Genomic DNA, 23536 nt, shown 5'->3' with positions numbered 1-23536 from the left:
ATCATGCAGAAGACTTTCCGTTGGGGCGTTATCGGCCCCGGAAAAATAGCCCACCAATTTGCCCAAGACCTGGAGCAGGTGCCCAACGCACAGCTTTTTGCCATTGCAGGCAGAAACCAGGAACGCGCCCAACGCTTCGCCGATGTGTATAATGCGCCACACACTTTTACGGACGTAGCTGATATGCTGACATTGCCTGAATTAGACGTTGTCTACATAGCAACGCCGCACACTTCTCACTGCACCTATACCCTCCAATGCCTGGAAGCAGGGAAAGCTGTGCTTTGCGAAAAGCCCTGGGCAATGAATCAAGCAGAAGCAGCTCAAATGCGCGACTTGGCGCAAACCAAAAAGGTATTCCTCATGGAAGCCATCTGGACGCGCTTCCTGCCTACGACTAAGAAAATCCTCGAATTGATTGAAGCCGACGTCATTGGTACCGTCCAAAGTGTAAAAGCAGACTTTGGCTTTCGTGCCCAAACGATGGACATGGAAAGCAGGTTATTTAATCCAGCGCTTGGTGGTGGATCGCTGCTCGACATTGGCTTGTATCCCGTTTTCCTTTCTCAACTCCTTTTGGGTACACCTACGAAGGTTCAAGCAGCTGCTCGGTTGGCTCCTACGGGTGTTGATACCGAAACAAGCATCATCTTGAGCTACCCCGGTGATCAGATCGCCAACTTGCACTGCACCTTTGGCGCTAATACTAAAACAGAGGCTTTCATCCACGGTAGCAAGGGCAGTATTCATTGGCACGGGCGCTGGCATGAACCCAGCCATTTCAGTGTATTGATGCCTGATCAAGGGCCAGACAACTACTTTTTTGAGCACACCACGCACGGGTACAGCTACGAGGCTATACGCGTACAAGAATGCCTTGCTGCCGGCTTGATTGAATGTCCGGAATTGCCACTCGATTTCAGCTACCGCATGACGCAGTTGCTAGATAATATTCGGATAGAGGCAGGTATTATATACTGAATCATTTCCGGGCAGGTTCGTAAACCTACCCGGAAGTAATATGATCATTTATGCCTTTATAAGCAGTTCGTTATTAATACTTTTCGCCCATTTCTTCATGACTGTAAGTTCATCATTAAGCTGAAAATTCTCTGCACCATTATAAAATTCCAATGCAAGATCAGCTTTACCCGAAGTGGTTGACCTAAAAAGTAACTCCAGTTTATCAATTACACTATCATTACTCGCTCCTCCCCTGCTTCGATTTCTAGCCACAATTTCACAAGACTGAAAACCAGCAAGATTTACTGCTTCTGAAAAAGAAGCATCTCCTTTGACCTTAACAAAGAAAACCATCCCGGCTTCCTGGTCAATACCTATTATTATATTCCCACAAGACTCATATTCAGTAATTGTACATTCAACCCGATTAGCTTCTGTGGTAAGCAAATGAAGCATTCGCTTTTCTTTACTCTTTTTACCCTTACTAATCATTAAAAATGGCACCACGACAATGGCTATTAAAACAAGACCGATAATGGCTGTTCCGATTTCCATAAACATATATTTTCAAAAACGATGATTGACTGGCCTGCTAGATAGACAGCTACGCAGCTCCCAACATGAGGGCTGATAAGAGGGAGTAAACAGCTACCAGAGCGCTTACCCTTTTTTTAACAGGCTTAACTTAGATTTTTTTGCCAAAAAAGCGTAGCGCTTGTTCGGCACAGAGTCAATAAACAATCACCAAAAATAGTGGAAGGGAAAAATACCATCAGCCTTCCGGGATTTCTCCCGAAAAGTATTGATGCCATTTTTATACTGAAGGAAGAAAGCGTTAAAAAGCCGATAGGCTTGCTTCGTCAAGTGCCAATACCCATGGTACGAGCTCTCTTGTGCCGATGACGAAAAATACGTTGAATGACCGCCTATGCTTTCGGCAGGATTTGTATGGCTGAACAAGCCATTTACGACGGGTGAAAAGAATCCTTTTTCCGTTGCTGGTTTGTCAGCAAGTCTAAACTCCGTATACTCGATATTGCTTACACTGAGTGCAATACCATAGATGGCCGTTAAGGCAACAACACCACAGAATTTAAGGATATTTTTCACGGAGCGAAGCTAAGTAATTATCAATATGTTTCTCCAATTAGTTAACCTGTTTTTTTATAAAAATCCGTTAACGGATTCCATCTTCTACCCCTTTTTCACCAATTCCTCTTTTACAACCTGAATTAACACTTCATCATCAGCAAGCACCAGTAATTCATCCGCTGCTTCTATTACCGTAGAGCCTTTAGGGATGATATATTTCCCCTGGCGTTTGATCATCGCAATAAGCAGATTGCCAGGAAAATGCAAGTCTACAATCTCTTTACCAACAGCAAAATCGCCCGCAGCTATTTTTATTTCTTCCATACCTGCCTTGGGGTAATCCGCCAACAGCATATCTGTAGGATTGAGCTTTTTTGAAGTCTCCGGAATAGATACCTTCAGCCATTTCGCAACCACAGAAAGAGTGGTGCCCTGCAATAAAATCGAGGTAACTGAAATAAAGAAAACCACATTGAAAATCATGTCTGCTTTCTCAATACCGGCCAACAAGGGGTAAGTTGCAAAAACGATCGGCACGGCTCCTCGCAACCCCACCCAGGAAATATAAAACCGTCTCTTATTCTTCATTTTGAAAAGCGAAAGGCTGAGAAACACCGCCAGCGGACGGGCGATAAAAATAAGAAACAGGGAAATGAGTAAACCAAAACCAATCAGGGGGACAATTTCCGTAGGAAATACCAAAAGGCCTAAGGTCAAGAACAACACAATTTGCATCAGCCAAGCCAAGCCATCAAACATCTTGAGGATGGTTTTTTTATGGATCAAATCCTGGTTGCCCAAATAAACGGCGCAAATATAAATAGCAAGAAAGCCATTGCCTCCGATCGCATCCGTACCAGAAAACGTAATGAACATCAGCGCTATCACTAAAACGGGATAAAGCCCTTCAAAATCAAGGCGAATTTTATTGATTACGTATTTACTGGCATATCCAAAAGCCAAACCGGCAATGCCTCCTAAAATCATTTGCTGTAGAAAAAAGGGAATGATCATCAAGACCCCTTGCTCAGGGTTAACCACCAATGACAGAAAAGCAATCGTCAGCACATAAGCCATCGGATCATTACTCCCACTTTCCAACTCCAGTGTAGGTCGCAAATTGGTCTTTAGCGCAATATTCTTTGACCTCAAAATGGAAAATACAGCCGCTGCATCCGTAGAAGACACAATAGCTCCCAACAACAAACTTTCATAGATAGTGAAATCTGAAACATACCAAACGAAGGTTCCTAGTGAAACAGCAGTCAAAAATACGCCCAAAGTAGAAAGAACCAATCCCTCCTTGAGAACCGGCTTTACCGTATTCCAGCTCGTATCAAGTCCACCCGAAAACAAAATAAAATTCAGAGATACGATCCCTACAAACTGGGCCATCTTGGAGTCGTCAAACTTTATTCCTCCTATCCCATCAGAACCTGCCAACATTCCTATCGCCAAGAATAATATTAAGGTCGGGACACCAAATTTGTAGGACGTCTTTCCCGCAATTACGCTGATCAGTAATAGCGAGGATCCTATTAATAGTATATTCTCAATGGTTAGTTGCATCTTGGAAATTCCCTGTATTGGTAATTCTCAATAGTACACTTTATTTAGCACACAAGTTGTATGTCGCTAAATTTAAAGTTTTGGTAAAACAACCGTCCTACCATGTTGCTGAAAATAAAGGGAATCATTTTGCCAAGAAAATTCCAATGCGTCTTCGCCATCAGGAAAACCATCCAGGTAGAAACCATTCTCCACGGGGTAGGCATACATCTCTACCTGATTTTCCGGAAGGTAGAACTCGTATTCAAACATTCCTTGAACTCGCCCTTCCTCATCAAAATAAAAAATGATGTCCTGTACCCCCTCTGTACCGTTCATTCGCGCCAAGCCATACTCCTCGCTGACGAAATAAGGGATTATTTCCTGAAGGTCTCCTACCCTTTTCTTCATCATATTAAATCCAACGGAGAGAAGCCCTGTATAAGTAACGAGTTTCATCTCACCATCACAATATTTGCCGACTTTCCAGTATTTTCCACGCTGCAAAAGTTTGCAGAGTTTCGACATTTTCGCCCCCATTTCAGTAGTTTCAGAAAGAGGGGTATTAGTGACAATCCTGCTAGGATAACGGTTCTTGATGGTCAAACGAATTACGGTATCAACGGGAGTCAGGTGCAACGTATCGCCATCTGGCAACATAAACGCCCCATGAGCAAGCGCTCGGTCTACTTTAGCAGGTAGCATTTCAGCTGATTCACCGTTCAGGTCAGCCCAAATAGAAGCGGCCCACTCGCGAACTTTTTCCGCACTATTTCCGTAAAGGTGGATGGATTCAAAACCCCGATTGGTCAATATAATAACTTGCTGCCGTGTTGTGGGGTCAAAGCTTACAAAAGCTGCAAATCCGGTATTGATACCATCGTGTTCCACATGACCTTCTGTAGATCGTTGCCACCCATAGGCATATCCTGCTCGTGTGTGAGAACGTAGATATTCATCTCTCAGCTCCCCATTTAAAAACGTGTCAGATTGAATAACCTCTATCCATCGAGCCAAGTCTTCCGCCGAAGCATAAACACCACCAGCACCCAACATCCAGGAAGGGTGATGCACTGGAGCAGCACGCTGCAAATCAACACGATAACCATAGTACGGAAGCGCAGCCCCTGAGACAGCACCCCAGCTTGCGGACCTTAGCCCGTAGGGTTGAAAAATCTTCTGGTTCAAAAAATCACCAAAAGATAAACCAGACATTTCCTCTATCACCACTGCTAGTAGGATGTAGCCAGAATTACTGTAGGCAAACTCCTCGCCGGGAGAAAATTGCAGCTTGGCAAATCGAAAACGGTTGACAAGCGCTGCGTTGGTGATCGGCCCCGCCTCGGGAAAAAATACATCAAGCCCCTGTTCTGTTTGGTACAAACTGGGGATACCGCTGGTGTGCGTGAGTAAATGATGGAGTGTAACTTTGCGCCAGCGCTTACTTGCTAGCCCACCAAGGTATTGATTGACAGGCGTGTGTAGATCAACTTTACCATCGGCCACCAATTGAAGAATAGCCGCCGCCGTAAACTGTTTGGTCAATGATCCAATATCAAAAGGCGTATCTGTAGTGATAGGAATTCCGGGGCGGGCGTCACCTTTACAGATTTCATACTGTCTTTGTGCTGAATCCTGAACGATGACCACTCCATTGAAGTGACCATACTGCGCAGCACGGGTAAACATTGTTTCTACTTGAGCATTGCCAAGGGAGTACACGAGCAGGAAGAGTAACCAATAGTAATTTTTCATCTTGTTCATCTTTGAGTGATTTTTTGCGAATTAGTACCAAAAAATCGACTCAAAAAAGCGAGAGGGATAAACAACAGAGAATTGTATGCCAACTACCAAGGAAATATTTATTGGAATTACAAAAGTCTTGAATCAGCTCTCGCCACAAACTCTGCGGATACACCGACTAGTTTGGTTTACCGGCTTGATCATTATCAATCTTCCTGCATTGAAATTAACCTTTGGTAATTTTCACAGCGATGATTATTCCTTATTGATTCCTAGTTTCTACGGCGTACTCCTTAATGCCTTTTTGTTCTATGGCACTGTTCATTTTGTAACCAGTCAAAGCAAGCCAGATTTTCATCAGTTTTTCCGTAATTCAATGCCATTACTGGTACTAATATGCTTCATCGAAAGTCAGATAGATGCAGGTTTTTTCCTATTCTTCTATGGAGAATTAAACATCCCTATTTACCTAGACATCCTGTTAGGAGCTGTAATAATGAATACGATCTTCTTTTATTTACCTGCATTAGTGTTGGGCGTCATCTTGCGGTGGAAATCTACTCCAGCATTTTCAATCCCACGAATTGAAATAAAAGATGGCCAGCAGAAGATCTTTTTAGCACCCGAAGAAGTGTTTTTTGTGGAAAGCGACAGCAATTACGCGATCTTCCATACTGCGCGTGGTCGTTTGCTTCAACGCACCAGCCTTACCCGTCTCGAAGAAGAGCTACCTAATCAATTTACCCGTTGCCACCGGTCATTTATAGTCAATCAACAGCATATTCAAAAGCGAAGCGCACAGGAGATCGAGGTGGCTGGAAATGTCGTTCCAATTGGCAGAAAATACAAGAATGATATTTAGAGTTTCTCTCCACAATGAGGGCAATATTTAAAAGGCTTGGCCTCATCAGCCGCCTCATCAGCCTCCTTTTTATGTTTATCCTCTATTTTTTCGATGAACCCGGCACTCAAAATGCCCGTAGGTAAAGCCACCAACCCAATACCGAGAATCGCAATAACACCACTTACCAGCTTGCCCCAGCCTGTAACGGGGTACACATCTCCGTAACCTACCGTCGTAAGAGTCGCTACCGACCACCAAAAAGTAGAGATGATATCAGGAAACTGATCGGGCTGAACATCACTTTCGAGGTAGTACATGATCGTTGACGACATCAGCAACAACAGGAACATAACAAACATGGTAATCCCCAATTCATTACGTTTTTCAAAGAAAACACTGGTAAAAAGTCCTAAAGCCCGCGTGTAGCGGTTGAGTTTAAAGATCCGCAACAAACGGGTGATGCGCAGGATTCGAACAAACCGCAAATCGAACTGGAAGAAAAACGGCAGATAAAACGGCAGGATCGCTACCAAATCAATCAACCCCATCGGCGAAAGCATAAACCGTAGCCTCGCGCGCCAAGGCGCATCCTCGGTAAACTTGAGGTCCGCCGTCCAGATACGGAGCAGGTATTCTATAGAAAAAACCACAATTGTAATCCATTCAAACCATTGAAAAACGTTTCCGTAACGTTCGCGCAATGGCCCAAAAGACTCCAAAACAATGCCGGTCACACTGAGCAGAATCAATGCCATAATCGATAGATGGAAGAAGCGGTTCCAAGGAGACTCCTTACGCCCTTTTTCGTCGATTAAAAGGAAAATACGTTTTTTGAAGGCTTTTCTCATAAAAGCTGATTTGAACTATTTAAGCTTCCCTTCGGGACTGTTTGGTGAAAAATAGATGGAACTAGGGATAGTATATATTTTAGGTTCATCAAAGTCCCTATACCCTGTACCTAATACTTTATACTTCTTCTTTGTCTTCCCAATCCATAGTACGTTTTACCGCTTTTTGCCAACCTTTATACAGCTTGGCTCTATCTTCGGAGATCATATCAGGCGAGAAGCTGGCATCCAGTTGCCATTTGGCGGCAAGTTCTTCCTGCGACCAATAGCCCACCGCAATTCCAGCCAGATAAGCAGCTCCCAGTGCCGTAGTTTCAATAATCGAAGGCCGTTCTACCGGCACATCTAGCATGTCTGCCTGAAACTGCATGAGCAAATTATTAGCACTGGCACCGCCATCCACTTTGAGCGTCGTGAGTGGGCGGCCAGCATCTTTTTCCATCGCATCCAGCACATCCTTGGTTTGGAATGCCAACGATTCTAGCGTGGCGCGAATCAAGTGGCTTTTACTGGTTCCCCGGGTCAGGCCAAAAATAGCCCCGCGGGCATACATATCCCAATAGGGAGCCCCCAGCCCCGCGAAGGCAGGCACCACATACACGCCCTCCGAACTGCTACGCTTCATCGCATAATATTCCGAGTCGGGCGCATCATCGATCAGTTTCAGACCATCACGCAACCACTGAATGGCAGCACCAGCTATAAAAACACTGCCTTCCAGCGCGTAGGTCACTTCACCGTTTAATCCCCAGGCAATGGTACTCAACAATCCGGCCTCGGAGTGAACCAGTTTCGTGCCTGTATTCATGAGCATAAAGCAACCAGTACCGTAAGTATTTTTGGCCATCCCTGGCTCATGGCACACCTGTCCAAAGAGCGCTGCCTGCTGGTCGCCGGCAATCCCTGCAATAGGAACAGCAGCGCCTAGCAAATCAGCAACCGTTTCGCCAAACAAACCGCTGGAAGGCTTTACTTCTGGCAAAATTGCAGCAGAAACGTCCATAAGCTCCAGTAGCTTTGTATCCCATTCCAGGTTTTTAATATTGTAAAGCATCGTACGGGAAGCATTGGAATAATCAGTAGCATGCACCTTGCCTCCTGTCAGCTTGTAAACCAACCAACTGTCGATGGTTCCAAAGCACAATTCTCCCTTTTCAGCGCGTTCTTTAGCACCTTCCACCTCATTAAGTATCCAGCGAACTTTGGTACCACTAAAGTAGGCGTCTACCACCAGGCCCGTATTTTCACGAATGTAATCGGTGTGCCCATTGGCTTTAAGTTCATCACAAAAAGCAGCTGTTCGCCGGTCTTGCCAAACGATTGCGTTATGGATAGGCTCTCCGGTTTGGCGATCCCAAACGAGCGTGGTTTCTCGCTGATTGGTAATGCCGATGGCAGCAAGCTGAGAGGCGTTGATCCCTGTCTTGGCGAGTACCTGCCGGGCAACGCCCAGCTGCGTTTCCCAAATTTCATTGGCATTATGCTCTACCCAACTTGGTTTCGGAAATAGCTGCGTAAATTCTTGCTGAGCAGAATCGACGATTTTGCCATCATGGTTAAAAACAATGGCCCGCGAGCTGGTCGTCCCTTGGTCCAGGGCTAGAATATATTTTTCCACGATTGACAACTATTTAGGAGTTTAAAACTTTAGTATACTAGCTCAAAAATAGAATTCCCTCACCAGCTGGCAAAAAAATCTCGCCCTTCGGTATGAAAATCCATCGCATTCCTTTTACTAACGTTCACGAGCTTTCTTCCCGTGATGTCGCTTATGCTTCCCGCGACGAACGGTTACGCCCTTTTTATCAATACGACACCACCATCGATGCTTTTGCGCAAGCAATTGCTGATAAAAGCAAAACGCCAGTTGACCGCCAAGCTTTGGTGACCGCCCTTCGTGATCAATATAGCCAATTGGCCGAAAGTCCCCAAGCCAATGCCCAAATAGAACGCCTGGGGGAAAGTAACACTTTTACTATCATTACGGCTCACCAGCCAAGTTTATTTACTGGGCCACTGTATTTTATCATCAAAATTTGCTCGACCATCAACCTGGCGCGGCAATTGAACGAGCGCTATCCCGAGCAGCATTTTGTGCCCGTATTCATCACTGGTGGCGAAGACCACGACTTTGAAGAAATCAACCACCTGCACCTCTTTGGGAAAACCCTGGAATGGCAAAATGAAGAAAGTGGTGCCGTAGGGCAAATGTCAACCGCCTCCTTAGCAGCACCTTTAGCCGAACTCAAAGAAATGCTCGGCGATAGTGAAAAAGCACAGACGGTTTTCACCGAATTGGAAAACGCCTACACCCGCCACGATAAATACGGCATGGCGACCGTCGATTACGTACACTCCCTCTTTGCCGAGGAAGGACTGGTTGTGATGGACATGAACAAGCCTGTTTTGAAGCGGCTGTTTATTCCCATCATGAAACAGGAATTGCTCGAACAACCTTCTCAGGCTTTCATTGAAAAAGCACAGGCAGACCTGGAAGCCGCTGGCTTTTCGGGACAAGCCCACGCCCGAGACATTAACTTGTTTTATCTGCGTGATGGAATTCGCGAACGCATTATCTTGGAAAATGGCATTTATCAGGTGCTTAATACCGATTACGGCTTCACACAAGCGGAGCTGTTGGCCGAACTGGAAGCCCATCCGGAGTTTTTTAGCCCCAATGTGATCATGCGCCCCTTGTACCAGGAATTGGTAATGCCCAACCTCGCCTACATCGGCGGCGGCGGCGAGCTGGCTTACTGGCTGGAACGCAAAGAGCAGTTTGCACACTTTGGGCTTAATTTTCCCATGTTGATCCGGCGTAATTCACTGCTATGGCTAGATTCGGGCACCGTCAAGCGAATGAGCAAACTGGACCTCAGCGTCGCTGATCTCTTCATAGAAACGGAAGCCTTACTCAAGAAATTCGTCAATAGCCAAACCGACAACGAGCTGACGATACAGGAAGAAAAGCAACAATTGGAGGCTCTCTTCAGCAGCATTGCCCAAAAAGCCCGCGATATCGACCCCACTTTGGCGAAAGCCATCGAAGCCGAATATACCCGCCAAGCCAAAAGCGTTGACAACCTCGAAGGCCGCCTGATGCGCGCCGAAAAGCAAAAACACGAAAACGCCCTCAACCAGATCCGTAAACTGAAAGAGAAGCTCTTTCCAGACAATGGTTTACAAGAACGCTACGATAATTTCCTCGCCTTCTACGTACGCTACGGCCGTTCGTTTTTTGACACACTAATAGAAGTCCTTGACCCTCTAGCCGATGGCTTTGTTGTCGTGGAAGAGGAATAAGGAGGTATTAGCGGTATTAGGTACGCGGTACAAGGTACTTGGTATAGTATCAGATTAGCGCTTATCAGCCTCAAAGAGGTTTGAGAGCTCCTAAAAAAACCGTGATTTCACCTAGGTGAAATCACGGTTTTTTCTTTTTAGCTATAGTTTTTTTTGCGGTTAGTCATCCCGGATTTTGATGACAATCAAAATTCGGGATGACCCATACTACCAAGTACTTAGTACCTAATACCTATTTACTGCTTCACCACTTTCCGCATCACTGCTCCTTCCTGGTTAGACAATTTCAAATAGTAGACACCGGCTGGAAGGTGCTCAAGCGGAAGCGTTTCCGTCACCTGACCAGAAGCACTGATTAATCGTTCGTAAACCAGCTTTCCGTCCAAAGCAAAAACACCTAATTGGAGGTTGGTAGCCTCCGTTACCGCTAGAGAAAGCTTAAGCTCCGTCGTAAAAGGATTAGGCGTAAGCCTTAATTCCTGGAGGTGAACAGGTGCATCCAAGCCAACAACCATGACGTTGACAACGGGCGAAGTATTGCTACAGCCGTTCCCTCCTGTTACCATCAAGGAATAGTCCCCGCTTTCAGCAGCGAGATAAGTATTGCTAGTAGCTCCTTCTATCACAACGCCACCAAACAGCCATTGATAGGTAGCAAAATCTCCCGAAACAGATAAGGTATTCCCATCCACAAGCACCGTTGGCTCTTCTGGAAGCGGCAAGGTGCTGATAAAAAAGGATTCCTGGATACTACAGCCACTATCATCCGTAATGGTTAGCGTATACTCACCAGCAGCGAGGTTATCATAGTCCAACAAAGGAGTAATCGTATAGGGAGGCGTACCACCATTGGGAACAATTATTGCACTCCCGTTGGCTTCACCAGCACAAGCATTATTAGTCACCTCGACACTACTTGAGAAACTGGAACAAGCATCATAGGTCACCTGCAGTACTTGTCCTCCGTAATGAGTACAATAAAGCTCGCCATCTGCACCCTCGCCAAAAGACGTAATGGAATACGGGTACTCCCCTATCAATTCGCCTATCCAGCCACCGTCACCATCGGGTTCAACCATGAAAAAGTCGCGAGAACAGAAGTCAGCAAAAATGTATTTCCCAATCAACTCCGGGAATTCGGTTCCCCGGTAAACAAAACCGCCAGTGATCGAGCATACCCCCGTCGATTGTGGAATCGTATAAGCAGGAAACACATAATCGCCATCACAACCGCTCAAGTTGTAAGGAGAATCGGCTTCGTAACAACGCCAGCCGTAATTCTCGCCACCTGGGCTATCCGCAGGCTGAAAATCGATTTCTTCGTAGGCATTTTGCCCAACATCTCCGATCCACATATCACCGGTTTCCCGATCAAAACTGAAGCGCCAAGGGTTGCGCAAACCGATGGCCCATATTTCGTCCAATACGTCTACATCATCGACAAAAGGGTTGTCAGCAGGAATTTCATAGGGTGTCTCGCCATCTACATCCAGGCGCAGCATTTTGCCCAACAGGAGGCCCGTATTTTGCGAATTATTAGGCTGATCACCGCCACCACCGCCGTCGCCCATACCAATGTACAGGTACCCATCGGGGCCAAACTTGATACAGCCGCCATTGTGGTTGCCTTGCGTTTGATCAATCATGATCACCTCCATATCGCTGTCTGGGTCGGCGATATTCGGGTCGTCTGTACTCCGGCTATAGCGTACCACTCTGGTTTCTCCAGACAAGTCGGTATAATTGACAAAAAAGTAGCCATTATTCGCATAATCAGGGTGAAAAGCCAGTCCCAGTAAGCCACGTTCACCGCCACTATTGGTCAGGCTACTGATATCCAAAAAAGGCGTTGCCAATACCGTACCAGTACCATCTATAATTTTTATGCGCCCTCCTTGTTCTACAACAAACAGCCGATCATCTCCCGCATGGGTAACATCTATCGCCGAAGTGAACCCGGTAGCATAAGGCACCAATTCCAAGCTTTGGCTTTGAAGAAGGAGAATAAAAAAGAGGGAAAAGGTAAACGTCAACAGTTTTTTCATCTTGATAGTTGGTTTTGAAGGAAGTAGCGGGAAAGATAATGATTTCGAGAAAAGACAGCTACTTGAACATTGGCATAAGACACGAATCTGACAGACTTATTTTCTTCTATGAACTCAGTTGGGGATATAAGGATCAAGCTAAAACAACAAGGAGAAACCACTAATTTTCACCGAAGCCATTCACACAGTTTTCCAAAAAAGTAACATACGTAGCTTTGGTTTTTTCCAACATCGCTACAGGTATTCTTTCATTGGGCCCGTGAATGGTTTCCAAGTATCCCCTACCAATCAAGGCTGGTATACTGGAATAAGCGGGAACCCCCTCATTGCGAAAGACTCCGGAGTCATTAGCAAAAGGCACCAATAAATAGGCTACTTCTGCATCTTTATAATTCTTTTTTATAGCACTGGAAAGGTACTGAAAGTAGGGACTTTGATGATCAGAAACTTGTTGTTCAGGCATAGCGGTCTCAATGCTTATTTGAATCTCTTTGTGATTCAAACGACGAGAAAGCCCCCTTATAAAGGCCTCTTGATCCGTATGAGGCAATAGTCGACAGTCTAACCATGCGGTTACACGCGAAGGAATAGCATTTACAGGAACATCCTCACTTTCCAACCGAGTAAGAGTAAGCGTATTGGTAAATATCGCCAGTAACTCGGGCGTTTTTCGCAACTGCGGCACAAGTAAGGGACGGAATAAACGCGGGTGCTTTAAGGCTGTAGCCCTTACCCCTTTTTCCAACGCCCCTAATTGCCGGAGTACATCCGTATTCAAATCCGTGTAAATAACAGGCCGCTGCTGACGTAATAAACGCGCAAGTGCTTCCGCCATCTCCTGCCCTGCATAACGCGAAGGAGTAACAGCACCATGCCGTATCCCTGCTACCGACAAATCTAGTCGCAACCACAGGGAACGCTTATGCGCTAAAGATATACCAAAGACGGGAAGCTCAGGATCACGGCTAATAACCCCCTTTAAACCGGGGGGGCCTTCTCCTATAACAACCTCTGGATTAAGAACCTCTAAATAATTCGTTACAACGTGCTTGGCACCACCAGCACACTGAGTCTCTTCACAAGAAACAGCCAAAAAACTTACGTTAAAAGGAAGGGGCTCGGAGGCATAGCGCTGCGCAAACCCAAGCACCGCAAAGAGCTGTGTAATTGCCACTCCTTTGTTATCAAAAGCACCTCTTCCCCAAATTTCTTGATCAACCAAAGCACCAGAAAATGCAGGGTATTCCCACGCAAGGGTATCTCCGGTAGGTACTACGTCTATATGATTGAGAAAGACGATATTCGGCAGACTATCTTCCAAAGGGTATATAGATGCTGCAAAGTTGAAATTCCCATTCGTCTGCCCCATCGGGGTAATGTAGAGACCGTTTTCTTCACTTATCTTTTGCAGAAACAAACCTGCTTCCAGCTCTTGTCCACTGATGGAAGGAATGCCAATATAATTTTGTAGAACGGTACTTATTTTAGTCGCTTCACCATCGACTAAAATCGTTTGCGGAGGCCCCACCAGCTGGCCAAAACCAACAGTAGTGAAACCCCAAAAGGCAAAACTCAGCAGAATAGCTTTTCGAAAAGTATTCATCATTTCCGGGGATTAGTTTCTCATAGAGCTCATCGTAGTGGGCCCATTAAAATTTTAAGATATATCCCGGATAAATCAACTATCAAAAGTCAGTTTAGCAAACTGATTTCTATCAAATCCCATACTGCTTTCGAGCAGCAGCAATCTGTGCTTCCTCTGTTGTTTCAGGATACAACAAGTACCTGGGGGCAACAATAGGTTTAACCTGCTCAATGACTATCAAAGTTAGCGTCGCAAAGGGAAACTTCCCGCCAGTCATTACTTCCAGTAGCGCGGCCAGTTCCGCAAAAGCAGCATCTTTTCTACCAATAACCTGCGCCTTCCCCTTCAATTGATACCCTTTTTGCACCAGTATATCAATAAAGCTCACCGCCACCAAAGGCTGCTGCCGAATATTCTTAACAGTCTGCGGAGAAGCTATATTCGCAATGATAATCCGATCATCACCAAAGGCCATAAACATCTCTTTGGGCGACACATTGGGCTGGCCGTCTCTATCTGTCGTTGCCAGCCAACAAAGAATACTGTTGGTAATGGAGATTTTGATTTCTGGTGTTAAGATCATTTTCTGGAAGTTACTTTTATTCATTGACTAAGATACGCTCTCTCTACATGACTCTTTCATGGATTCATGCAAGGTAAGAGTCTTGTGCTCTCAAATTTAAGTATTCTAAATAGCTTATAATTTTCTCAGAGAAATAGCTACTTTCGAGAATCAGAATGGATAAATCCCCCTAGTCCCCTTACGCAATGGAAAGTAAAATTCTTGATGAACCAATAGAAGAAAAAATCAAGAACCAAAGTCACCTCTTAATTATTCCCTTATTAATTCTTTGGGCAGCCGTGGCTTGGTCTTTTTTTGCACAAAATTCATTTTTCTTAATTACAGCTAAGGAGGTATTGAAAGAACGGTCATTCTAGTCTCCCCATTTATCTCGCAGTCGAAATAGAAGGACAAACAATTATGTCACAAGCTATTATTAACGTGAGATGCTATATTAGCATCTCACGTTAAACAAACAGTCAACAGAGAGAGGGTTACTTTTTTTATCATTGTGAGGTGCTATTTTTTTATTAAGGTTGGTTTACCTTGCCTCTAAGAGAATTAAGAATCGTTATAGATACAGGCTGAATTTTATTCATCAAGTCTTTCTTCCCCTGTAATCCAAAATGTACTTGTTTACCTTCAACCGATGTGAAGAAAATCAACTGATAATTTAGAGAATCAGTTGTTTCAATAACTCCCGCTTTAAGTGAGTTGATCGTTTCGACATCGGCTCTCATCCAATTTGCATTAGGATACCTATTCTTAAACGTAACCTCATAGCTCTGTAATCTTTCGCTTATTCCGTTGTCATTAAGTGGATTTTGTCCATATGTAACCACGAAATTTAGAGAAGTCGTTGTATCAATAAATTCTCTGTTAGGCTTGTAAGAGCGTGAGTTATACTTTACATCTATTTCAACCGAATCCAGTTCGACAAATGTTCCTGGAACAGTTATAATTAATCCATCATTTATGTGAATATCATAAGTATTTTGTTGATTACAACCAGAATTAAAAATGTTCAGAGTAATCATCATACAGATCAAAGAAAGAGTGATTTTCATGTTATTTCTTATATAATTAAATCACCTTAAAGCGTCACAAAATATATCTAACAAATTTATCCTGCATTTTTATTGTTTTATTGATTGATGTTCCCAAATTGAGCAGAACTTCATGATTCATGTAATTAGCCTTCTAATTATACCAGGCCATTTGCACGTAAAGATTGCAGAGACTCGATTCTTCGGGATGCCCCTGCGCGACACACCCAATTTTGAGCACGCTCATTAAAACGAAGTTATCATTTTCTGCCCACAAACTTCTCATTCCCTGCCAAACTTACGATCTTAGCCCCTCAACCATTAGAAAGTCTTGATCACTATGCAGGAAGCGGCTATCCCCCACCCTTTTATTGTTGTTGAAGGTAATATCGGCGCAGGCAAAACTACGCTTTCCACCATGCTGGCGCAGGACTTCAATCGGCGGCTTATCCTCGAAGAATTTGCGGACAATCCCTTTTTGCCGTTCTTTTACGAAAACCCCGAGCGCTACGCTTTTCCCGTCGAATTGTTTTTTATGACCGAACGGCACAAGCAACTACAGGAAGAATTGAGCCAAACCCAATTGTTCGAGAAAGGTATCATCTCGGACTATATCTTCCTAAAAACCATCCTTTTCGCACGAAATACCCTCAAAAGCGAAGAATTTCGCCTCTTCCAGCGCCTCTTTAATATCCTGAGCACCAATTTCCCCAAACCTGATCTGTTGCTTTACTTGCACCAACCGGTAGAGAAATTAATGGAAAACATCAAAAAACGAGGGCGCGACTACGAGCAACAAATGGACCCCAACTACTTGCTAAAAATCCAACAGGCATATTTCGATTATTTTCGGACGGTTAAAGACATCCCTATCGTCATTCTAGATGTTCAATCTATAGACTTTGTACAACACCCTGAGCATTATCAGTCGATTGTGCAACTATTACAGCAATCCTTCCCCACAGGTATGCACCAGCTTAAAGCGGAGGATTTGTTATCCAAAAAACTGAACTAGGCTTAACCTATGAAAATCAATATCCCCGAAAGTACTCAGGAACGCGTTGTCATCATTGGTGGCGGGTTTGCCGGTCTAGCCGCTGCACGTCAACTTGCCAAAGCCAACTACCAGGTCGTTCTTTTAGACAAAAATAATTTCCACCAGTTTCAGCCCTTGTTTTATCAGGTAGCCATGGCCGGGCTAGAACCTAGTTCTATTGCATTCCCTTTCCGGAAGCTTTTTCGCCGACGCAACAATGTGTTCATTCGAGTTACCGAAGTGCTTTCTATTGATCCCGAAAAAAACCAAGTCATCACCTCTCTCGGCCACTGCAACTTCGACCACCTTCTCATTGGTATTGGCGCAGACACCAACTATTACGGCAACGAAGAAGTAGAACGCAACACCCTCTCCATGAAGTCCGTAAGTGAAGCACTTTACTTACGCAATTCTATTTTGTCTGATTACGAAAAGGCACTTACAACCATCGACTACGACGAGCGTCAAGGCTATATTGATATTGTCATCGTAGGCGGAGGGCCTACGGGCGTAGAGCTGGCTGGAGCACTGGCTGAGATGAAAAAGTACATCATGCCCAAAGACTATCCCGAGCTCAATTGCGACGAGATAGACATTTACCTCATCCAAAGTGCCCCGCAATTATTGAAAGGCATGTCGGAAGAATCTTCCGAAAAATCGCTGGCCTACCTCAAAGACTTGGGCGTAGAAGTTCGCCTCAATACCCGCGTTAATAATTACGACGGCGAATATGCCTACCTCAGCGATGGCGAGAAAATCCGAAGTAATAAGGTAATTTGGGCAGCAGGTATCCAAGGCAACAGCATCCCTGGACTCCCCGAAAGCGCGCTCACGTATGGTCGCCGACTAGAGGTTGATCGTTTCTCCAAAGTCAAAGACACCACCAACATTTACGCCATTGGCGACATCGCCTACATGGAGGAAGAAGCCTTTCCACAAGGGCACCCTCAAGTCGCTCAAGTCGCTATCCAACAGGGTATCAACCTCGCTCAAAACCTCAAACGACAGCTCAAAGGCCAAAAATGGAAACCTTTTGTTTACAACGACAAAGGCTCCATGGCTACCGTCGGCCGCAACCGCGCCGTGGTAGACCTACCCAAGCTCAGCTTCCAAGGCTTCCCAGCATGGACCGTCTGGCTGCTGGTTCATTTATTTGCTATCCTAGGCACCAAAAACAAGCTATTCGTCTTCCTCAACTGGGTATGGAACTACCTCACCTACGACCAAGGCCTCAGGTTGATCATCCGAGCGAAAGCAAAAGATAAATAATGGTTAGATGGTTGATTGTTAGATGGTCATGGTTGGTTGGTTCCGCTAGTAGCCTCCGATCCCTGAAACTTGGTAGCTTCCCAAGGCCACCTCTATAAGTTAAATTCACGAATTTAACGGTAGATTAAACCACCAAAACAACCACGTGCATCAAGCCTTCCTTCCTCTTAATATGGCCGCCTCAGCAAGTAAAAACCCGCCTTAAATCCAATAAAAAAGCCCCATTCCTGGAAAGGGAGGTTTGGGGTGCATCGCCTGCGGCAAGCCTACAGCGACCGAAGGAGGCGAAACGAAATACAAAAAAACAGACCATAAAGGAAGGTCAAATTAACTTTTACACCTTTACACCTACCAACTTTTACACTCTTCTAAGGCTTTTTCGTCGACTGCCAGTTCATCAACAACCACTTCCCTCTCTTCTTCCGATATACCGAGGTATAGTACAAGCGTATATCAAAAGGTTCTCCCTCATACATTCCTCGTACGATCAACAAGCCATACAAAATGGCTGTTTTACCATACCTCCGAAGACGATGCTCCGTAGCCATCATTTCACTGTAGACAATTTTACCGCCCGTTACGCTGGTGATAAAATCCTGCTTACTTTCAACTAAACCGTTCGAATGCAGGTAATACAGGTCATCGTCCAGCATCGTCTGCAAAGCGAGACCATCCTTTTCTACCTGGGCCCGAAAACGAGCAGATTCAGCCTCAAAAACAGCCCGCTCCTGCGCCAGCACAGCTCCGAAAGGTGCGAAAAGCACCATTAAAATGGCCATAAACCGATATAAAAAATCAACCTGTTTCATCATCTTATATTGTTTGTAAAAAAAACGCTCTATTCAGTGCCGTTGGTGGTTCACCTCCCCTCACGTTGGGTAAATCCTTGAATTCACCCCGTTAAGCCAACCTCTTATAATCCCTTCTATTTCCTTACATGGTTCAAAAAAACACTTTGGTGTCCTTAAGTGGTTTAATCTAAAAAACTGAAGTGCCTTTGGTGGTTCAAAAAAAGTAAGAACAGCCCGAAATATACCGAATAAACAGAAAATCCTATCTTAAGCCACTGTTTACAAAACGACGACCACTACAAACAATCCACCACATGCAAGACAAGGCCATCAAACTGTCGCTTTTCATCAATTATTTTGTTTTCGCCATCCTCCTCAATAGTGTAGGCATCGTAATTCTTAAATCCCAAAATGTCTATGGCGTTGATGAGGTAGCCGCCAGCACTTTAGAACTGTTCAAAGACCTACCCATCGCTATCGTCTCCTTCCTGGTAGCATCGTTCCTGCCCCGAATCGGCTACAAAAAAGCTATGCTAGCGGCCTTGGCCATCGTTACAGTAGCTTGTATCAGCATGTATTTCGGTAACTCTTTCTGGTCGGCCAAGATGCTCTTCGCCTCCGTGGGGGTATCCTTTGCACTTATCAAAGTATCCGTCTATTCCGTTATTGGCCTAGTCACCGACGGAGAGAAAGCACACAACAGCCTCATGAGCAATATCGAAGGGGTGTTCATGTTTGGTATCGCACTAGCGTATTTCCTCTTCCCGGCCTTCAATACCGAGGGCCAGCCCAACGCATGGCTCAATGTCTATTGGCTATTGGCCGGACTTTCCATCCTCTCTTTTCTCTTTTTGTACTTCGCTAAGTTTGACGATAATTACGAAATACCCGGCGCTGATATAAAGGAAGACTTCATGGCCATGTTTCGGTTGATCAGTCGCTTACTGGTCATCGTTTTCGTCATCAGTGCCTTCCTCTTCGTCATGATTGAGCAAGGCATTATGACTTGGCTACCTACCTTCAACAACCGTGTCCTCGAGCTGCCCGAAAACCTCGCCATTATCATGGCCAGTATCCTTGCTATTTCCTTGGGTATTGGTCGCATCATGGCAGGTGTATTGACCCAGCGCGTATCCTGGATTATTGTCCTTAGCGGGTGCTTAATTGGCGCTATGGCCATGGTATATTTTGTATTACCCAGGGCCGTAAGCGCTGATATTGGTATCGTCGAAACCCTCGCAGATATTCCAGCTATTGGCTACGCATTTCCCTTAGTCGGTTTATTCATTGCCCCCATTTACCCCTTACTGAATTCGGTGGTACTCAGCGCCTTGCCCAAAAAACTACACAGCCCTATGTCGGGCCTCATCATCATCTTCTCTGCCATTGGTGGCACATTGGGTTCTCGCCTAATCGGCATTCTGTTTAAGGAAGTCGGGGCAGAAACGGCCTTTAGCTACACCCTCATCCCGATGGCCATCCTCTTCGTTATGCTCTTCGTTTTGAAAAACCTAACGGATAAAGAAAAAGCTGCCTAAAAATATCACTTAGCAACGGGTATAATTATGGGCCGTAGCGGCCCCGCTATCGGCGGGGCGCTACCGCTTGTTCCGTTCTTAGTGTTTTGCTGCGCGTCACACTACCACTTCACCAGCTCGTCCTCCTCCTCCGTCCGGCGCGCTCCAGGCTCCGCCTTACGCGCTGAGAAAAAACAGCTCAGAGAGTTAAATAACGATTCGTTTTACGCTCCCATCTTGATGGCGTAAAAAATAAACACCTAATGGCACCCCAGAGAGATCAATACGGTCAGAAACCCACCCTGGGCTCGCGTTTACCTCAAATCGTCGAACCACCTGCCCAGTAGCCGAGAGCAACTCAAAATCAGTAAAATAGTCCTCCACCTGCAACCAACTCACCTGCAGTTGACCATCATGGCCTACCGGATTAGGGTAAACCTCCCAGTCAGTTGTAAGGTCAAGAAGGGTAACCTCTCTTACATCGCTGTAAGTAAAGCTGCCATCAAGATCCTCCTGTCGCAGGCGGTAATAGCTGGTACCAGGCAGAGGACGGGTATCAAAATGGAAATATGATTGTAACTCGTAATGGTCGCCAATACTGGCTACAAAAGCCAGGTCATAAAAATCTCGACCATCACCGGAGCGCTCGATGTAAAATCCTTCATTATTAAATTCTTGTACTGTCGTCCAATCCAGACGAGCTTCTTTAGCTAGAGGTTTTGCCGTAAACGTCCCCCACTCTACGGGCAGGATCGACGAACGCTTGATCGCATCTAAACGAAAGTCATCCATTGCTACAAATTCCGCCCATTGGCCGCCATCCCGATAACCAAAGCGAATTTGGAAATCAGCATTGGCAAACGGACTCAAATCGCTGAGGTAAGACGTCAAACAAGCTACTCCCCAAGCATCACTAGGCCAACATCCGCTGGTCGTTTCATCCGTAAGGACATTTACCCAGCTTTCGCCATTATAAACATCAATCGTAAATGCAGAATAAGGGTGAGAGTAAAATGCATTAAAGTTATAAACCAGCGAAAGCTCAACTGATTCGTAATCCGCGAAATCATAAACCGCAGAGTATAAATACGTGGCTCCCGTATTTTCCGCAAAAGGACCTAATAGGTCATCATCAAAATACAGCATACAACTGCCGTTAATCGTATTCTGCACTCCACCAAAGTTGGATACCTCCCGGGTAGAGTCGCCAATCAACCATTGAGCACCCGATAAATATGCCGACTCATACTGCCACCCTACTGGCAGACTACAATCATCAAAATTTTCTTCCACCACTATCCTGCACGCTGGGGCAGGCGCTCGGTACTTGGCCACCTGCCCACAAGACAAGTAGCCATTGCTATTAGGGATAACTTTTACCATTACACTTGGTGCTTCTGTGACCGGCAAATGCTGAATACTCACCTGCTGAGGGCTCGTTCCATAAATTTGCGGATAGCTTTGTTCGCCCACCTGAACCGTAAAACCTTCTTCGTGAGCAGTCTCAAAACTGACCGTCAAATCAAGGGTGTAAGTGCTACTGGCAAGTTCACAATTAGAGGTACGAACAGCCTCCAGGTTCAGCTTGGAAGTGTTTTCTGTATTGAAATCAATCAAGACACTTGAGCTAACTGTGTTTTCACTACAAACCGTCATCACCCGTGCACGATAGACGGTACATAAATCTATTTCTTCGGTTAACAAGATGGAAGGTTCAGCACAAAGGAAGGTGTCCGTTTTTCCAGATGCTGTATTCGTTAACAATACTTTCCACGCGCCGGCTTCTTCTCCAGACCAATCAAGACCAAGTGCCGGCTCCGAAGCATCAAGCGTAGCGATCAAGTCATTCACCGTTTCACAAATCGGCGAACAAGCAGTCAGGCAATCATCTGCAGCCAGATAGTTATCGATAACATTCACCGAATTTGTCTCGCAAAAGCCCCAAATACCACGCGACCATTCTGTCGCCAGGTTCACGATGGGGTCCATGATATAGGGAGGCCGATTATTACTATAGCACTCAAGTTGAGTCCCGTTGTAATTGTGGCTACAGCCAAAATTGTGTCCAATTTCATGAGCTGTCATTACCCGTATGTAACCCGCACTACCGGTGAAATCTTCTAAAATATGATATCCATTTTCACTACAGAATGTCCCCACGTAGGAAAGGCCGATTACGCTGCCACTACCTTGACTCTGATAATTACGGCGCGACCAGAATTGGCCTAAATCAAAATCGCTCTGAAAGCCACCTCCGTGGCCCCATTCCTTAAAGCTTTCTAACAATTGTAGTGCATCTTCTCCGCTGTACCAAGGGTCACTACTCTCCACGATTGGCATCACCAGTTCCGACATACGAAAGAAAAGTCCTTGTGAAAAATCATCATCAAAGTTACCATTGACATTATTCAAGACCCCTTCCAAATGGGCCAATACACCACCTGCAGAACCATAATGTTCAAACATGGAATAATCTGCCGCAACAGCTAAATCGACCTCCAGGCAACCGCCCCGCGCGCCACCTGCTGATTCGCTAGTTACACGAGCTGTTTCCGTCTGGCCGCAACGAAGGTTTGATTGGGGCAAAACGTCCCTGGTCCGATATAGAAGATAAGTATTGGATGCTGCATTATCCACAAAACGCTTGAGAGGCTCAATGTACCACTCCTCATCGCCGGTGCGTACATAACCGTAGATGAAGTCGTCGTTAATGGTAAGTCGAATATCCTTGCCATCAAGTACTCCTTTGAAGGTATTAACACGGTCATCACGCAGCTTTTCCTCGCGCTTCCCCCGAGGTGTTATCAATGCCAAAGAGAAGGTCGGAGCACGCACAGGAGCAGGCTCCAAATGCAATGGCCAATTCATCCCATCAGGAAAGCACCAATCCATTTGGAGGCTTCCCCCAATGGTATGGACATAATCATTGATCTCCTTGACAGGAAGACGTATGAGTTGATACTCACTGAAATATTGGTTCAACTCCGCAACCTCAAAAGTTACATCCTCTCCAACAAAGCGCTCCGAGGCTTGTCCTGTTACAACAAAAGGAAGGCCCAAAAACAATAGAAATAAAAGCTTGTAGGCACAAGTCAGGCTTCTCATAGTAATTTCTTTTCATGTGCAAAATCGAAAAGTCGCCTTGTGCTGTTGATAGTGTTCAATACAAAGTCACCCTGTTATCGCTACGGATAACAAGTCAATCATAAATCATCATTTTAGGTAGACAGATGTAGGAAATACATTAGAAACAGAACTGCTCCGAAGGACAGTACGATTTCAGGTACTTCAAACAAAGATGTGTTGTAAATAGTGTTGATAACAAACCTGGCGAGCAGAGACAA

18 protein-coding genes are annotated in these 23536 nt (G+C 45.2%); 6 read left to right on the top strand and 12 right to left on the bottom strand.

The genetic code is table 11. The features are described from left to right. Positions 1–3 precede the first annotated feature (3 nt). Positions 4–981 carry a Gfo/Idh/MocA family protein gene (locus A3EU_RS0124085; protein ID WP_020538761.1) on the top strand — a complete coding sequence of 326 codons (978 nt, stop codon included), beginning with the start codon at positions 4–6 and terminating at the stop codon, positions 979–981. A 48-nt stretch (positions 982–1029) separates the two neighbouring features. On the opposite strand, the gene A3EU_RS0124080 is transcribed toward A3EU_RS0124085, so the two are convergent. From A3EU_RS0124080 to A3EU_RS0124065, 4 genes are all read right to left on the bottom strand, one after another. Further along, a complete protein-coding gene (locus A3EU_RS0124080) occupies positions 1030–1518 on the bottom strand; it encodes a hypothetical protein (protein WP_020538760.1) in 489 nt (162 codons plus the stop codon). Positions 1519–1704: 186 nt separating this feature from the next. Continuing rightward, positions 1705–2073 (bottom strand): hypothetical protein, encoded by a 369-nt coding sequence (locus A3EU_RS0124075; RefSeq protein WP_020538759.1) that lies wholly within the window; start codon positions 2071–2073, stop codon positions 1705–1707. A gap of 84 nt (positions 2074–2157) precedes the next feature. After that, complete coding sequence (locus A3EU_RS0124070; RefSeq protein ID WP_026211560.1) at positions 2158–3624, bottom strand: potassium/proton antiporter; 1467 nt, start codon at positions 3622–3624, stop codon at positions 2158–2160. 72 nt (positions 3625–3696) lie between these two features. Further along, entirely contained in the window at positions 3697–5367 is a 1671-nt protein-coding gene (locus A3EU_RS0124065) for a serine hydrolase domain-containing protein (RefSeq protein WP_020538757.1), read from the bottom strand. 76 nt (positions 5368–5443) lie between these two features. On the opposite strand from A3EU_RS0124065, the gene A3EU_RS0124060 reads away from it, so the two are divergent. Further along, complete coding sequence (locus tag A3EU_RS0124060) at positions 5444–6208, top strand: LytR/AlgR family response regulator transcription factor (RefSeq protein ID WP_020538756.1); 765 nt, start codon at positions 5444–5446, stop codon at positions 6206–6208. On the opposite strand, the gene A3EU_RS0124055 is transcribed toward A3EU_RS0124060, so the two are convergent. Further along, on the bottom strand, positions 6205–7038 hold the full coding sequence (locus A3EU_RS0124055) for an ion transporter (RefSeq protein ID WP_020538755.1): 834 nt from the start codon (positions 7036–7038) through the stop codon (positions 6205–6207). The two genes, A3EU_RS0124060 and A3EU_RS0124055, sit on opposite strands and share 4 nt — an antisense overlap. Positions 7039–7156: 118 nt before the next feature. After that, positions 7157–8656, bottom strand: coding sequence for a glycerol kinase GlpK (glpK, locus tag A3EU_RS0124050; RefSeq protein WP_020538754.1), 1500 nt, complete (start codon positions 8654–8656; stop codon positions 7157–7159). A gap of 92 nt (positions 8657–8748) precedes the next feature. Here glpK and bshC point away from each other — a divergent pair, with 92 nt between their 5' ends. Beyond that, on the top strand, positions 8749–10341 hold the full coding sequence (bshC, locus tag A3EU_RS0124045) for a bacillithiol biosynthesis cysteine-adding enzyme BshC (RefSeq protein WP_020538753.1): 1593 nt from the start codon (positions 8749–8751) through the stop codon (positions 10339–10341). Positions 10342–10577: 236 nt separating this feature from the next. Here bshC and A3EU_RS33515 read toward each other — a convergent pair whose 3' ends face one another. The 4 genes from A3EU_RS33515 to A3EU_RS0124020 all read right to left on the bottom strand — a co-directional run bounded on the left by A3EU_RS33515 (position 10578) and on the right by A3EU_RS0124020 (position 15600). Beyond that, positions 10578–12386: a PQQ-dependent sugar dehydrogenase gene (locus A3EU_RS33515; protein WP_020538752.1), complete on the bottom strand. Its 1809-nt coding sequence runs from the start codon at positions 12384–12386 to the stop codon at positions 10578–10580. A gap of 160 nt (positions 12387–12546) precedes the next feature. After that, on the bottom strand, positions 12547–13992 hold the full coding sequence (locus A3EU_RS0124035) for a M20 family metallopeptidase (protein WP_156825885.1): 1446 nt from the start codon (positions 13990–13992) through the stop codon (positions 12547–12549). Between the two features lie 109 nt (positions 13993–14101). Continuing rightward, positions 14102–14578, bottom strand: coding sequence for a pyridoxamine 5'-phosphate oxidase family protein (locus A3EU_RS0124030; RefSeq protein WP_020538750.1), 477 nt, complete (start codon positions 14576–14578; stop codon positions 14102–14104). 485 nt (positions 14579–15063) lie between these two features. Next, positions 15064–15600: a hypothetical protein gene (locus A3EU_RS0124020; RefSeq protein ID WP_044086515.1), complete on the bottom strand. Its 537-nt coding sequence runs from the start codon at positions 15598–15600 to the stop codon at positions 15064–15066. A 319-nt stretch (positions 15601–15919) separates the two neighbouring features. On the opposite strand from A3EU_RS0124020, the gene A3EU_RS0124015 reads away from it, so the two are divergent. Both A3EU_RS0124015 and A3EU_RS0124010 read left to right on the top strand, forming a co-directional pair. Then, positions 15920–16594, top strand: a complete 675-nt coding sequence (locus tag A3EU_RS0124015) for a deoxynucleoside kinase (RefSeq protein ID WP_020538747.1) — start codon at positions 15920–15922, stop codon at positions 16592–16594. Between the two features lie 9 nt (positions 16595–16603). Continuing rightward, positions 16604–17884, top strand: coding sequence for an NAD(P)/FAD-dependent oxidoreductase (locus A3EU_RS0124010; RefSeq protein ID WP_020538746.1), 1281 nt, complete (start codon positions 16604–16606; stop codon positions 17882–17884). Positions 17885–18252: 368 nt separating this feature from the next. Here A3EU_RS0124010 and A3EU_RS0124005 read toward each other — a convergent pair whose 3' ends face one another. Next, positions 18253–18696, bottom strand: coding sequence for a nuclear transport factor 2 family protein (locus A3EU_RS0124005; protein ID WP_083937553.1), 444 nt, complete (start codon positions 18694–18696; stop codon positions 18253–18255). Positions 18697–18989: 293 nt separating this feature from the next. Here A3EU_RS0124005 and A3EU_RS0124000 point away from each other — a divergent pair, with 293 nt between their 5' ends. Further along, positions 18990–20213 carry an MFS transporter gene (locus A3EU_RS0124000; protein ID WP_020538744.1) on the top strand — a complete coding sequence of 408 codons (1224 nt, stop codon included), beginning with the start codon at positions 18990–18992 and terminating at the stop codon, positions 20211–20213. Positions 20214–20399: 186 nt separating this feature from the next. Here A3EU_RS0124000 and A3EU_RS0123995 read toward each other — a convergent pair whose 3' ends face one another. After that, positions 20400–23297 (bottom strand): M12 family metallo-peptidase, encoded by a 2898-nt coding sequence (locus A3EU_RS0123995; RefSeq protein ID WP_020538743.1) that lies wholly within the window; start codon positions 23295–23297, stop codon positions 20400–20402. Positions 23298–23536: the final 239 nt, after the last annotated feature.

This window comes from Lewinella cohaerens DSM 23179, assembly GCF_000379805.1.
GTDB classification, from domain to species: domain Bacteria; phylum Bacteroidota; class Bacteroidia; order Chitinophagales; family Saprospiraceae; genus Lewinella; species Lewinella cohaerens.
This window is presented reverse-complemented; position numbering and strand designations above follow the sequence as displayed.

Coding starts and splice junctions, on each gene's coding strand:
- bshC (WP_020538753.1), top strand. CDS start 8,749: ATGAAAATCCATCGCATTCCTTTTACTAACGTTCACGAGCTTTCTTCC.
- A3EU_RS0124005 (WP_083937553.1), bottom strand. CDS start 18,696: ATGATGAAACAGGTTGATTTTTTATATCGGTTTATGGCCATTTTAATG.
- A3EU_RS0124010 (WP_020538746.1), top strand. CDS start 16,604: ATGAAAATCAATATCCCCGAAAGTACTCAGGAACGCGTTGTCATCATT.
- A3EU_RS0123995 (WP_020538743.1), bottom strand. CDS start 23,297: ATGAGAAGCCTGACTTGTGCCTACAAGCTTTTATTTCTATTGTTTTTG.
- A3EU_RS0124035 (WP_156825885.1), bottom strand. CDS start 13,992: ATGATGAATACTTTTCGAAAAGCTATTCTGCTGAGTTTTGCCTTTTGG.
- A3EU_RS33515 (WP_020538752.1), bottom strand. CDS start 12,386: ATGAAAAAACTGTTGACGTTTACCTTTTCCCTCTTTTTTATTCTCCTT.
- A3EU_RS0124000 (WP_020538744.1), top strand. CDS start 18,990: ATGCAAGACAAGGCCATCAAACTGTCGCTTTTCATCAATTATTTTGTT.
- A3EU_RS0124055 (WP_020538755.1), bottom strand. CDS start 7,038: ATGAGAAAAGCCTTCAAAAAACGTATTTTCCTTTTAATCGACGAAAAA.
- A3EU_RS0124060 (WP_020538756.1), top strand. CDS start 5,444: ATGCCAACTACCAAGGAAATATTTATTGGAATTACAAAAGTCTTGAAT.
- A3EU_RS0124015 (WP_020538747.1), top strand. CDS start 15,920: ATGCAGGAAGCGGCTATCCCCCACCCTTTTATTGTTGTTGAAGGTAAT.
- A3EU_RS0124080 (WP_020538760.1), bottom strand. CDS start 1,518: ATGGAAATCGGAACAGCCATTATCGGTCTTGTTTTAATAGCCATTGTC.
- A3EU_RS0124070 (WP_026211560.1), bottom strand. CDS start 3,624: ATGCAACTAACCATTGAGAATATACTATTAATAGGATCCTCGCTATTA.
- A3EU_RS0124030 (WP_020538750.1), bottom strand. CDS start 14,578: ATGAATAAAAGTAACTTCCAGAAAATGATCTTAACACCAGAAATCAAA.
- A3EU_RS0124065 (WP_020538757.1), bottom strand. CDS start 5,367: ATGAACAAGATGAAAAATTACTATTGGTTACTCTTCCTGCTCGTGTAC.
- A3EU_RS0124020 (WP_044086515.1), bottom strand. CDS start 15,600: ATGAAAATCACTCTTTCTTTGATCTGTATGATGATTACTCTGAACATT.
- A3EU_RS0124085 (WP_020538761.1), top strand. CDS start 4: ATGCAGAAGACTTTCCGTTGGGGCGTTATCGGCCCCGGAAAAATAGCC.